The 11,474-nt window shown below is 70.7% G+C and carries 12 protein-coding genes; 4 read left to right on the top strand and 8 right to left on the bottom strand.

The window, feature by feature from the left end; translation table 11 throughout:
- The first annotated feature begins 50 nt into the window (after nucleotides 1-50).
- From HL652_RS17060 to HL652_RS17045, 4 genes are all read left to right on the top strand, one after another.
- Nucleotides 51-1,772, top strand: coding sequence for an AMP-binding protein (locus HL652_RS17060; RefSeq protein WP_171706414.1), 1,722 nt, complete (start codon nucleotides 51-53; stop codon nucleotides 1,770-1,772).
- A 155-nt stretch (nucleotides 1,773-1,927) separates the two neighbouring features.
- The gene (locus HL652_RS17055; RefSeq protein ID WP_171707423.1) at nucleotides 1,928-3,091 is read left to right on the top strand and encodes an NAD(P)-binding domain-containing protein; all 1,164 of its coding nucleotides are present in this window, start codon (nucleotides 1,928-1,930) and stop codon (nucleotides 3,089-3,091) included.
- Between the two features lie 41 nt (nucleotides 3,092-3,132).
- Entirely contained in the window at nucleotides 3,133-3,780 is a 648-nt protein-coding gene (locus tag HL652_RS17050) for a DUF6518 family protein (protein WP_171706413.1), read from the top strand.
- Between the two features lie 47 nt (nucleotides 3,781-3,827).
- Nucleotides 3,828-4,571 (top strand): VIT1/CCC1 transporter family protein, encoded by a 744-nt coding sequence (locus HL652_RS17045; protein ID WP_171706412.1) that lies wholly within the window; start codon nucleotides 3,828-3,830, stop codon nucleotides 4,569-4,571.
- A 148-nt stretch (nucleotides 4,572-4,719) separates the two neighbouring features.
- Here the strand turns inward: HL652_RS17045 and HL652_RS17040 are convergent, their stop codons facing one another.
- The 8 genes from HL652_RS17040 to HL652_RS17005 are packed head-to-tail and all read right to left on the bottom strand — an operon-like array spanning nucleotide 4,720 to nucleotide 11,448.
- Nucleotides 4,720-5,484 carry an SDR family NAD(P)-dependent oxidoreductase gene (locus tag HL652_RS17040; protein ID WP_171706411.1) on the bottom strand — a complete coding sequence of 255 codons (765 nt, stop codon included), beginning with the start codon at nucleotides 5,482-5,484 and terminating at the stop codon, nucleotides 4,720-4,722.
- Between the two features lie 3 nt (nucleotides 5,485-5,487).
- The gene (locus HL652_RS17035) at nucleotides 5,488-6,819 is read right to left on the bottom strand and encodes an MFS transporter (protein WP_171706410.1); all 1,332 of its coding nucleotides are present in this window, start codon (nucleotides 6,817-6,819) and stop codon (nucleotides 5,488-5,490) included.
- Between the two features lie 46 nt (nucleotides 6,820-6,865).
- The gene (locus HL652_RS17030) at nucleotides 6,866-7,384 is read right to left on the bottom strand and encodes a hotdog family protein (RefSeq protein ID WP_171706409.1); all 519 of its coding nucleotides are present in this window, start codon (nucleotides 7,382-7,384) and stop codon (nucleotides 6,866-6,868) included.
- Nucleotides 7,377-7,787 (bottom strand): hotdog family protein, encoded by a 411-nt coding sequence (locus HL652_RS17025; protein ID WP_171706408.1) that lies wholly within the window; start codon nucleotides 7,785-7,787, stop codon nucleotides 7,377-7,379. Before HL652_RS17025 ends, HL652_RS17030 begins: the two co-directional genes overlap by 8 nt.
- Nucleotides 7,784-9,370, bottom strand: coding sequence for a class I adenylate-forming enzyme family protein (locus HL652_RS17020; protein WP_171706407.1), 1,587 nt, complete (start codon nucleotides 9,368-9,370; stop codon nucleotides 7,784-7,786). The genes HL652_RS17025 and HL652_RS17020 overlap by 4 nt, the downstream gene beginning before the upstream one ends.
- Nucleotides 9,367-10,266, bottom strand: a complete 900-nt coding sequence (locus HL652_RS17015; RefSeq protein WP_171706406.1) for an SMP-30/gluconolactonase/LRE family protein — start codon at nucleotides 10,264-10,266, stop codon at nucleotides 9,367-9,369. Before HL652_RS17015 ends, HL652_RS17020 begins: the two co-directional genes overlap by 4 nt.
- A gap of 50 nt (nucleotides 10,267-10,316) precedes the next feature.
- A complete protein-coding gene (locus HL652_RS17010) occupies nucleotides 10,317-10,982 on the bottom strand; it encodes a GntR family transcriptional regulator (RefSeq protein ID WP_171706405.1) in 666 nt (221 codons plus the stop codon).
- A gap of 19 nt (nucleotides 10,983-11,001) precedes the next feature.
- Nucleotides 11,002-11,448, bottom strand: coding sequence for a MaoC/PaaZ C-terminal domain-containing protein (locus HL652_RS17005; RefSeq protein ID WP_171706404.1), 447 nt, complete (start codon nucleotides 11,446-11,448; stop codon nucleotides 11,002-11,004).
- Between the last annotated feature and the right edge of the window lie 26 nt (nucleotides 11,449-11,474).

The following is an 11,474-nucleotide window of genomic DNA, read 5'->3' as shown; positions in this document are numbered from 1 at the left end:
CGGGGCTGTCGATCTCGGGCGGGGAATGCGCTGTGGAGCAGACTGGGGGGATGAATCCGACCGAGAGCTTCCGGGTCGCCCGCGACACCCTCATCCGTCACCGCGACGATGTCGCCGCCGCCGCGCAGGAGTTCGACTGGCCCGACGTGGGGACGAGCTTCAACTGGGCGATCGACTGGTTCGACGCCGTGGCCGTGGGGAACGAGAACCTCGCGCTGTGGATCGTCGAGGAGGACGGCTCGGAGACGAAGGTGAGCTACGACCGCCTGCGCTGGCGCTCCGACGAGGTCGCCGCGTGGCTGTCGAGCGTCGGGGTGGAGCAGGGCGACCACGTCATGCTCATGCTCGGCAACCGCGTGGAGCTGTGGGAGTCGATGCTGGCGGTGATGAAGCTGGGCGCGGTCATCCTGCCGACGACGACGCTGCTCTCGCCCGCCGATCTTGCCGACCGGCTGGAGCGCGGAGAGGTCGCGCACGTGATCGCCGACGTGAGCGAGGTGGGGAAGTTCGAGGGGCTGCCGGGCGCGGGCGGCTCGGGTCATGCGGGCGCCGCGGACGGCGCTCTCGACTTCGGGCGCATCGTGGTGGGCGGCAGTGCCGACGGCTGGCTCGACTACGACGACTCGCTCGAAGGTCTCGGCATCGCCCCCACGGTCGCCGTCTCGTCGACCGACCCGTGCCTCATCTACTTCACCTCGGGCACCACCTCGAAGCCGAAGATGGTCGTGCACACGCACACCTCTTACCCGGTCGGGCACCTGGCGACCCTGTTCTGGATCGGCGTGCGCCCCGGCGACGTCCACCTCGCCATCAGCTCCCCGGGCTGGGCGAAGCATGCCTGGAGCTGCTTCTTCGCCCCCTTCAACGCCGAGGCGACGGTGTTCGTCTACAACTACGCGCGCTTCGACCCCGCCGCGCTGCGCGCGAAGCTCGACGAGGCAGGCGTCAGCACGTTCTGCGCGCCGCCGACCGTGTGGCGCATGCTCATCCAAGCCGATCTGGGGGCGAAGCCGCGCGGCCTCCGCGAGGTGCTCTCGGCCGGCGAGCCGCTCAATCCGGGGGTGATCTCCGCGGTCGAGGAGGCCTGGGGGCTCACCATCCGCGACGGCTACGGCCAGACCGAGACGACGGCGCTCATCGCGAACCCGCCCGGCGCATCCGTCGTTCCCGGCGCGATGGGGCGGCCGCTGCCGGGGGTCGCTATCGCGATCGTCGACCCCGTGTCGGGCGAACGCGCCTCGACGGGCGAAATCTGCCTCGACCTCGGCGCCGACCCGGTGAACCTCATGGCGGGGTACCACAACGACCCCGAGCGCACGGCCTCCGCTCGCGCCGACGGCTACTTCCACACCGGAGACGTCGCCGAGCTCGCCGACGACGGCACCATCACCTTCATCGGACGCACTGACGACATCTTCAAGTCGTCCGACTACAAGATCTCCCCGTTCGAGGTCGAGAGCGTGCTGCTGCGGCACCCCGCGGTGGCCGAGTCTGCGGTGGTTCCGGCTCCGGATGCGACCCGCCACAGCATCGTGAAGGCCTACGTCGCCCTCGCCTCAGGCTGGGAACCCTCGGCCGAGACGGCCCGGGCGATCTTCGCGCACGCCCGTGCCGAGCTCTCCGCCTACGAGCGGGTGCGCCGCCTGGAGTTCTTCGAGCTGCCGAAGACCATCTCGGGCAAGATCCGTCGCGTCGAACTCCGCGAGCGCGAGGAGGCCGCCTTCGCCCGCGGCGAAGAGCTCGCCACCGAGTGGCGCGCCGACCGCCTCTGACCCGCATCCCGCCCCACCCGATCGACCCGTCACGATCCGCCCTCTGCGGGCCCTGAAAGGGCCGATCGTGACGGGTCGATCGGCGCACGGGGCTTGGTGCGCGGCGCGGGAACACGCACGGGGCGCGCGGGGTTGAGGGTGGGGTGAGTGACGGGATGCGGCGGGCCACCGTCGTGGTGATCGGGGCCGGGCAGGCGGGCCTGTCGGCCGCCTACCACCTGCAGCGGCGCGGGTTCACGAGCGCCCTCGAGTCGGCGCAGGGCTCGAACGCCCGCACGGGCCTGCCCGCGAGCGCGGACGTCGCCGCCCAGCGCACCTTCGTGGTGCTCGACGCGAACGCCGCCCCCGGCGGAGCCTGGCAGCACCGCTGGGAGTCGCTCACCATGGCCACCGTGAACGGCATTTTCGATCTCCCGGGGCTCGAGAAGCCTCCGATCGACCCGGCGGAGCCGAGCCGCACCGCCGTGCCCAGGTACTTCGCCGAGTACGAGCGGCTGAACGAGTTCCCGATCCTCCGCCCGGTGACCGTCACCGCGGTGCGCCGCGCCGGCGCCGACCTGGTGGTGGAGAGCTCGGCGGGCGAGTGGCGGGCGGCCCACGCGATCAACGCGACGGGCACGTGGACGAACCCCGTGCATCCGCTCTACCCCGGCAGCGACACCTTCCTCGGCCGCCAGCTGCACACCGCCGACTACGTCGACCTCGAGCAGTTCCGCGGGCGCCGGGTGGCCGTCGTCGGCGGGGGCATCTCGGCGGTGCAGCAGCTCGAGGAGATCTCGCGGGTGGCGACGACCGCCTGGTACACCCGGCGTGAGCCCGTGTTCCTCGACGGCGAGTTCGAGCCCGAGACCACCGGGCGCGACACCATCGCGCGCGTCACCGCCGACGTCGAGGCGGGGAAGCCCTCGAGCAGCGTCGTGTCGTACACCGGCCTCGGCTGGACCCCGTACACCCGCGCCGCCCGCGACCGCGGCGTGCTCGTGCGACGCCCCATGTTCACCCGCATCGAGCCGCACGGGGTGCGCGAGGCCGACGGCAGCTTCACGTCGGTCGACACGATCCTCTGGGCGACCGGGTTCCGGGCGGCACTCGGGCACCTCGACGGGCTCGGGCTCCGCAACGAGCTCGGCGGCATCACGATGACCGGCACCGAGACGGCGGCGGATGCGCGCATCCACCTCATCGGCTTCGGCCCCTCCCAGTCGACGGTCGGCGCGAACCGCGCGGGACGCCAGGCGGTGACGGCGATCGTGCGCGATCTCGCGACGGTGCGGCCCGCCGAGGTGTCGGTACCGGGGGACCATGTTCTTCGCTCCTGAGGAGGAGGCGGAGAGGCGTCGCCGGCGGCGAGGATGGTCGCATGACATCCGCCGCAGCAGTCTCGATCGCTCGCCATCGCAGAGCGCTGCAGATCGCGGCCGGCCTCGCGGCGTGCGTCGTTCTCGGCCTCGTGCTGGGCGGGCTGACCAGTGTCGGGCAGACCCTCCTGCCCTCCGGGGTGACGTCGTTCGCGAACTCCACCGGCGGGTGGACGATGCTCGCCTTCGCCGCCGTGTGGCTCACGCGTCTGCGCCCGCTTCCGGCGGCGTTCGGCGGCGTGCTGGTCTACCTCGCGCTCGTCGAGGGCTACGCGCTGGTGTCGGCCTGGCGCGGCTTCTTCTACGCCGACCCGTTCTCGACGATCTGGACCGTGATCGCCGTCGTCGCGGGCCCCGTGATCGGCATCGCCGCGTCGTGGGTGCGCTCGGAATCGCCGACGAGGCGGATGCTCGCCGTCGCGCCCCTCTCGGCAGCGCTGCTCGGCGAGGGCGTCTGGGCGCTGAACACGATCGCCGACACGACCGGGTGGTTCTACTGGGCCCTCGAGATCGCCCTGGCGCTGGTGTTCCTCGTCGTCGCGGTCGTGCGCGTCAGGCCCCGGATGCTCGTGCTGGCCGGCAGCGTCGCTGCAGCGCTCGGCGGTGCGGCCGCGTACGGGGCCGCGCTCGTGTGGGCGAACGGCGGCTGACCTCGGCGGCGCGCACGAGAGGGTGTCCGCTTGCTTAGGGTGAAGCCATGACGAATGACGGAACCGCGGGTGCGCATCCCGCCGAGCCGCATGCCGACGAGCCGCATCGCTCGGGTGTCGCGCAGCGGCTGAACTGGCTGCGCGCTGGTGTGCTGGGGGCGAACGACGGCATCGTGTCGGTCGCCGCGATCGTGGTGGGTGTGGCGGGGGCGACGACCGAGACGGGCCCGATCCTCACTGCGGGCGTCGCCGGGCTCGTCGGCGGCGCGATCTCGATGGCGCTCGGCGAGTACGTGTCGGTGAGCAGTCAGAGCGACAGCGAGCGGGCGCTCATCGCAAAGGAGAAGCAGGAGCTGCTCGACACGCCGGAGCAGGAGCTCGACGAGCTCACCGCGCTCTACCGCGCCCAGGGCCTCAGCGAGCAGACCGCCCGCCAGGTCGCGATCGAGCTCACCGAGAAGGACGCGCTGAGCGCCCACCTCGCCGCCGAGCTCAACATCGACCAGAACGACGTGGTGAGCCCATGGCACGCGGCCGCGGCGTCGGCGGCGGCGTTCACGATCGGCGCGATCCTGCCGATGCTCGCCATCCTGCTGCCCCCGCCCGAGCTGCGCGTTCCCGTGACGTTCGTGGCGGTGCTGCTCGCCCTCGCCATCACCGGCGCCGTCTCGGCCCAGATCGGCGGCAGCTCCCGCCGCCGCGCCACCCTCCGCGTCGTCATCGGCGGCGCCCTCGCCCTCGCCGCCACCTACGGCATAGGCGCCCTCCTCGGCGCCTCCGGCGTGGTCTGAGCTGCCGGAGACGTTCTCGGCGGGAGAGGGCTCGGTCGCCGCGAGAGGCACCTAACCGTTCGCGTGCACGACGCGGGCGGCGACCGAGCGGTCGGGGAGTCGGGGTCGGGAAGCAGAGAGGGGGGCGAGGGCTCGCGGGCGACGCGCCTCACCCGTACGCCGGCAGCGACCCCCGCACCCCGGCGGTGAACCCGCCGTCGACGTGGATGGTCTGCCCGGTGATGTACCCGGCTTCGGGCGACAGCAGGAACGCGACGCTGGCGGCCACCTCGTCGGGTGTGCCGTATCTGCCGAGGGCGAGGCGCGCGTTCCACTGCTCGCGCTCCGCGCGCGTGTGACCCGCCACCATCGCCGTCTCGATCCGGCCGGGCGCGATGGCGTTCACGGTGATCCCGCGGGGGCCGAGCTCCATCGCGAGGGTGCGCGTCAGCTGCTCGATCCCGGCCTTCGCCACCCCGTAGGCCGCGCGACCGGGCACTCCGACGGAGCCGTGCACCGAGGAGATGGCGACGAACCGGCCCCCGTCGCGCATCACTCCCGCCGCCGCCCGGTACAGAGTGAAGGTGGCGGTGAGCATCCCTTTCAGTAAGCCGTCCCAGTCGTCATCGCGCGTGTGCTGCACCGGCGACGAGATCGCAGATCCGGCTCCGCTCACCACGATGTCGAGCCTTCCGAACCGTGCGAGGCACTCGTCGACGACGGCGCCCGACGAACCGCGATCGGTGAGGTCGGCCTGGTGGGCCCAGGCGACACCGCCCTCGCGCCTGATCTCGTCGCAGACATCGGATGCGCGGTCGAGGTCTCGGTCGACCACGAGCACCGCGGTGCCGGCTGCGGCGATGCGCTGGGCCACGCGAGCGCCGATGCCTCCAGCGCCCCCGGTCACCACGGCCGCCCTCCTGTCGACGGTCACGGGTCACTCCGTGCGCAGCGGCTTGCCCGCGCTCTCGGTGATCGAGAGCAGCACGGGGATGGCGATGACGGCGAGCGCCATGAGGTAGAACGCTCCGACGAGCATGCTGCCAGTCATCCCGGTGAGCCAGGTGAGCAGGTAGGGGGCCGCGCCTCCGAAGATCGCGACCGAGAGGTTGTAGGTGATGCCGTGGCCGCTCACGCGCACCCGGGTCGGGAACAGCTCGATGAGGGTGGAGTTCGTGACGGCCGCGTACCCACCGATCGGTGCGCTCAGGATGACCAGTCCCAGCACGATCAGACCGAACTGGCCCGAGGTGATGAGCAGGAAGCAGGGGAGCGCGAGTACGAGGTGCCCGATCGCGGTGACCATGAGCACGCGCTTGCGTCCCACCCGGTCGGAGATGCGCGCGGCGATCACCTCGGCGACGATGGCGCAGGCCACGGCGATGACGACGGGTGCGAGCGCTGCGAACCCCGTGAGCTCCAGGCTGGTGCGCGCGAAGGTCGGGAGATATCCGGCGAGCATGTAGAACGACGCGGCGTTCAGCGCCGTGATGAGGAAGGCGGTGATGAGCAGCCGCCATTGCCGCGACCCGCTCAGTGCGGAGCGGATCGGGTGCTCCGACGTGTCGCCCTGCTTGGCGAGCGAGAGGAAGTACGGCGTCTCGTCGAGGCGACGCCTGATGTAGAGACCGATGATGCCGAGGGGCAGTGCGATGAGAAGCGGGATGCGCCATCCCCACTCCGTCATCTGCTCGGGCGTGAGGGTGAGCAGCAGGATGCTCGGAACGATCGTGCCGAGGAGGGTTCCGGTTCCCGCACCCACCGTGATCATCCCGACGTTGAAGCCGCGCGTGCGTGCGGGTGAGTGTTCGGCGACGAACGAGACCGCGCCCGACACCTCGCCGCCGGCGGCGACACCCTGCAGGAATCGGAGGGCGATGATGAGGATCGGAGCGATTACGCCGATCGCCGCGTAGCCCGGCACGATGCCCATCAGCGTGGTGAACACGCTCATCAAGATGATGGTGAGCGCGAGGGTTCTCTTGCGCCCGATGCGATCGCCGATCGACCCCCAGACGAAGCCGCCCAGGGGCCTGGCGAAGAACGCCACGGCGAACACGGCGAGGGTGGCCAGCAGGGAGGCCGTGGAGTCGGTGGAGGGGAAGAAGACGACGGCCAGCGTCGTGGCGAGAACGCCGTAGGTGGAGAACTCGTAGAACTCGACGATCGAGCCCACGGCTCCGCCGACGACGGTTCGTCGCACGGCACGGCGGGTGGCGGGGTCGATGTCGTTGGTCGTGAGCGACTCGATCTGTGATTCCAGGGTCATGGGAGAACCTCTCTGTTCTTCGATGGACTGCCGGTGGGAGGGGTGATCAGTGGGGTGCGGCTGAGGTGGGCCAGGGCAGCAGCTCCTCGAAGCGCAGGGCGCGGGCGTCGTCGTCGACTTCGCCGTCGGTTCCGCGCGGCAGCAGCACGCTCCGCACGGCCGACAGCACCGTGACTCCATCGCGCTCGGCGGTGGCCCGGTAGGTGAGCAGCCCGCTGCCGTCGTCGACCGGCTGCAGTGCGATCACCTCGCTCCACACGGCGATGCTGTCGCCTGCGAAGAGCGGGGCGTGCGAGCGCACCTCGGTGCACTCGATCTCGCGCAGTGCGCCCGTGCTCATGTCTTCGGTCGACAGCCCGACGGTGAGCGCGAGCGCGACCGGCGCGCTGAGCGGAAGGTCGCGGAAGCTGCCGTCGAAGTAGTCGGCGAGCGACGCGCGGTTGAAGTGCGTCTGCGCGGTGTTCATCGACAGGAGGGCGAGGGTCTGCACGTCGACCTCGGAGATCGTGTGTCCGCGGCGATGGCGCACGACGTCGCCCACCGTGAACCCGTCGAAGCTAGTCATCAGCAGCCTCCCCGCGCACCAGGCTCGCGCGGCGGAAGCGCACGAGTTCCTCCCCGTCGTCGTCGACGCCGACGGTCTCCCACTCGACGACGCTCCAGCCGGCCCGCGACCCCGAGGGGCGGGAGCTGAGCACGCGGCTCCCCGCGCGCACGGTGACGCCGGCCTCGGGCGTCTTCCCGAACCGGATGCCGTCGGCACCGAGGAACGGACCGCCCGACTCCGACAGGTCGGGCACCGACAGGCCCAGCACCACCGAGAAGACCAGGTACGGGCTCAGGCTCGTCGTCGGCTCCAGATGCGTCGCCGAGTTGAAGATGACTGCATCGGCCTCGGTGAGCATCCGGGAGCGCGAGTGCACGATGAGCTCCCCCGGCGTGAAGTCGGAGCGAGGTCGTGTGGTCATCGCTGCACCCCGATCGCGTGCACCACATGCTCACGCAGTTCGCGGAGCGACGCCTTGCCGCTCGCGAGCTTCGGAATCTCGTCGTCGCCCAGGAAGAGCACGTGCGTCGGCGTGTTGTACGCAGCAGCCCTCTCCTTGGTGAACCGGCGCAGCTCGTCGGCGGTCAGCGACTCCCCGTCGCGCAGCTCGACCACCACGGCGACGGCCTCGCCGCGCGCCTCGTCGGGCACCCCGACCGCGAACACCTGGCGCACGGCCGGGTGCAGTTCGACCACTGACTCGACCTCGCGGGGCGAGACGCTGATGCCGCCCACCTTGACCAGGTCTTTGAGTCGGGAGTGGTAGTTCATGCGGCCCTCGGCGTCGATCGACACCAGGTCGCCGGTACGGAAGTACCCGTCGTCTCGGAACACCGCGGCGGTCGCCTCGGGCTGGTCGAGGTAGCCACGGCTGAGCGGGCCGCGCACGAGGAGGTGCCCGACCGTTCCTGCGGGGAGCGGCAGTTCTGTCTCGGGGTCGACCACGAGCAGTTCCCAGCCGGGGAGGGCATAGCCGTCGATCTCCAGGCGGGTCTCCACCGCATCCGTCGCCGAGGTCATGGCGCACAGGCCGTGGCATTCGGTGAGACCGTAGATTCCGCACAGCTCGCTCACGCCGAGGTCTTCGATGGCGACACGCTTGTCTTCGTAGGAGTAGCCGGTGAGGCCTTTGCGGAGGCTGAGTCGGCGCGGTCGCTCGCGCTGAGCGTTGACGAGCGCGCGGGTCATGTTGCCGAGGCCGTAGTAGACGGTCGCGCCGGTGCGTTCCATGGTGTCGAGCGCCCGGTCGGCGTCGAAGCGCTCCTCCAGCACGAGTGCGACCCCGTGGGTCCAGGCGGCGCCGATCGCGTTGGCCGCGGCGAAGCCGTAGAAGAGGGGCACGGCGAGCCAGAGCGCGTCGTGCTCGTTCAGGCCCTGGCGTTCGCCGATCCAGTAGTTGTTCGACACGGTGCGGTCGTTCTGGGTGATGACGCCTTTGGGTTCGGCGGTGCTGCCCGAGGTGAAGAGGATGAACAGGTCGTCTGATCCTGCGACCGCTGCCTCCCTGTCGCGGAGCGCCTCGTGAGCGACGCCGGCGCCCGCGTTCAGGAACGCGTCGAGCGCGGTCGTGCCCTCGGGCGCGGTCGGCGAGAGGCAGATGACCTGCCGCACCCGCGGCGATCGGGGCGCGGCCTGGAGGAACGGGACGAAGTCGACGTTCTGCATCCCCGTCGTCGCGAGCAGCGCCACGGCAGCCGAGCGGCGGAGGGTCGCGTCGAGTTCGTCGAGCTTGTGCCAGGTGTTCAGCGCGACGACGACCCCGCCGACGCGCGCCACCGCGAAGCTCGCCAGAAGCCATTCCGGGCGGTTCGAGGCGAGCACTGCCACGCGTTCGCCGGGTTCGATTCCCGAGGCGAGGAGTGCGCGAGCCCACACGTCTACTGTCGAATCGAGTTCCCGGAAGGTCAGCGTCGTGTCTTCGAAGACGACGGCGGGGCGCTCGGGCCAGCGTTCGGCTGCGTCGCGGAGCATGGCCGTGAAGGTCGCGGGGAGGATGGTCGTCATGCCGAGACCTCCGAGTCGAGCGAGCGCAGGGCGGCGGGGAGTTCGAGGCCGGGGAGTTCGCAGTCGAGGGCGAGCACCCGGCCACCCCGAGCCACCGTCACGACGAGCTGATCGAGCCGGTCTCCGGCGAAGCAGACGTTGGTCGGCATGGAGTCGGCTCCGAGGTCGAGGGATGCACGCAGCACGCCGTCGGGCCCGAAGATCTCGACCGTGCCCGAGCTGGTGCCGGCGACGAAGAGGGTACCGTCGGCGGCGACCGCGAGTCCGTCGGGGAAGCCCCGCTCGAGGGTGACGCGGGAGACCTCCCGGAGGCCGCCGTCGACGGAGAACTCCCGCACCCGCCCGTACCGGGTCTCGGCGATGAACAGGCGGTCGGGGTCGGCGCCGAACGCGAGACCGTTGGGGTACCCGTCGGTCTCCAGCTGGAGTTCTCGCGAGCCCGTCGAGGGATCCCACGCCCACACCCGTCCGACCCGCTGCCCGGGGCCGTGCGGGTCGCCGTCCGGCTCGGTGAACCAGAGTCGGCCGTCGGGCCCGATGACGCAGTCATTGGGTGCGCCGGTCGTCACGGTGAGCGGCTGCTGCACCTCGCCGTCGACGATGCTCTGGATGCCGGGGCGGCGATCGGCGACCCCTGACCGGTGGGGCATGTGCACCCGCCCGTTCTGCGCGACCCAGGTCGTGCCGGTGCGGGACTCGTAGGCGAGACCGTTGGGGCCTCCGCCGGGCTTCGCCACCACTCGCGACGGACCGCCGCCGAGCGAGACCTCCCGGAGTTCACCCCGGGTGATGCTGGTGACGATCACCGATCGCCCCGTCCAGACCGGGCCCTCCGTGAAGCCGATGTCGGCTGCGATCGTCCTCACCGCGCCGAGAAAGGAAGCGTCTTTGCTCATGCGTATATTTGATCATATATACGAGTCCCGGCGCAAGGCCCGCACTCTCATCACGCGAACAGTCCCTTCGCCGACAGTCCCTCGATGAGGATCTCCGCTTCTGCCTCGAGGTGGCGACGGCACAGCGACGCCGCCAGCACGCCGTCTCCCTCGTTGATGGCCTCGATGATCGTAGAGTGCGCATCCCGCGCCTCGACGTCACGCGGCGAGATGGAGGTGAACAGGCTTCTGGGGAGGTTGTGCGAGAGCTGGTTGAGCACCGACCTCAGCCGGTTGGAGCCGCCGACCCGATTGATGAGCTGGTGGAACCGCCAATGCAGGTCGTAGCGCTCGGTCTCGTCGTCGGTCTCCAGCATGGCGTCGTTCATGCGTCGGAGCTGCGCGATATCGTCGTCGTCCATGCGGGTCGCCGCACGGCTGGCGGCGAGTCCGTGGATGAGGCCGCAGATGGTGTAGTGGTCGCGCAGATCCTGTTCGGTGATCTCGTTCACGAAGGTGCCACGATGCTGCTCCGTGCGCACCAGACCATCTGCCTCGAGCGCGATGAGCGCCTCGCGAACCGGCAGCCTGCTCACGCCCAGCTGCTCGGCGATCGCGTCCTGCGGAACCCGTTCGTCTGCCCGCAGGCGGCCGTCGAAGATGCGCTCCCGGATGTCCTGTGCCACGAGGCTCGCCACACCGGCGGGCTTCACGCCGCCGCCTCGTCGTGACTCCATGGCTGCCTCCCGTGTCGGATCAGATATCAGACTCTGGCATTGTATGCGCCATCACCAGATCGACAGCGACCGTCATCACGGCCGACCCCCCGCGCAGCAGGGTGCCCGCGACCTCGACCTCGCGTCGACCGCGCGACGGCGGTGCGACGCCGACGACCTCGACCCGCGCCGTGAGCTCGTCGTCAGGATAGACCGGCTGGAGGAACCGCACCGAACGCAGACCGCGGGCCGCGACGATGGGCAGGCTCCCGTACACCTCGACCGCCACCAGCCGCTGAAAGACGGCGAGCGACAGCAGCCCGCTCGCGATGACGTCGGCGAACGGCGACTCACCGGGGGGCGCCTCGAGATGGATCGGCAGCGGGTCCCACTGCCGCGCGAACCCCACCATCTCCTCGCGCGAGACGTGGTAGGCGCCCGTCATCCAGATCTGACCCGCCCGCAGCGGTGGCTCCCCGTCGAACATGGCTCGAGCGTAGCCGCACCCGCACG

The sequence above is a fragment of the Herbiconiux sp. SALV-R1 genome (genome assembly GCF_013113715.1).
In the GTDB taxonomy this organism is placed as follows: domain Bacteria; phylum Actinomycetota; class Actinomycetes; order Actinomycetales; family Microbacteriaceae; genus Herbiconiux.
This window is presented reverse-complemented; position numbering and strand designations above follow the sequence as displayed.

What these genes read in the sequence shown, in the direction of transcription:
- HL652_RS17010 (WP_171706405.1), bottom strand. Translation starts at nt 10,982, where the DNA reads ATGGAGTCACGACGAGGCGGCGGCGTGAAGCCCGCCGGTGTGGCGAGC.
- HL652_RS17030 (WP_171706409.1), bottom strand. Translation starts at nt 7,384, where the DNA reads ATGACTAGCTTCGACGGGTTCACGGTGGGCGACGTCGTGCGCCATCGC.
- HL652_RS17050 (WP_171706413.1), top strand. Translation starts at nt 3,133, where the DNA reads ATGACATCCGCCGCAGCAGTCTCGATCGCTCGCCATCGCAGAGCGCTG.
- HL652_RS17005 (WP_171706404.1), bottom strand. Translation starts at nt 11,448, where the DNA reads ATGTTCGACGGGGAGCCACCGCTGCGGGCGGGTCAGATCTGGATGACG.
- HL652_RS17055 (WP_171707423.1), top strand. Translation starts at nt 1,928, where the DNA reads ATGCGGCGGGCCACCGTCGTGGTGATCGGGGCCGGGCAGGCGGGCCTG.
- HL652_RS17020 (WP_171706407.1), bottom strand. Translation starts at nt 9,370, where the DNA reads ATGACGACCATCCTCCCCGCGACCTTCACGGCCATGCTCCGCGACGCA.
- HL652_RS17045 (WP_171706412.1), top strand. Translation starts at nt 3,828, where the DNA reads ATGACGAATGACGGAACCGCGGGTGCGCATCCCGCCGAGCCGCATGCC.
- HL652_RS17060 (WP_171706414.1), top strand. Translation starts at nt 51, where the DNA reads ATGAATCCGACCGAGAGCTTCCGGGTCGCCCGCGACACCCTCATCCGT.
- HL652_RS17035 (WP_171706410.1), bottom strand. Translation starts at nt 6,819, where the DNA reads ATGACCCTGGAATCACAGATCGAGTCGCTCACGACCAACGACATCGAC.
- HL652_RS17025 (WP_171706408.1), bottom strand. Translation starts at nt 7,787, where the DNA reads ATGACCACACGACCTCGCTCCGACTTCACGCCGGGGGAGCTCATCGTG.
- HL652_RS17015 (WP_171706406.1), bottom strand. Translation starts at nt 10,266, where the DNA reads ATGAGCAAAGACGCTTCCTTTCTCGGCGCGGTGAGGACGATCGCAGCC.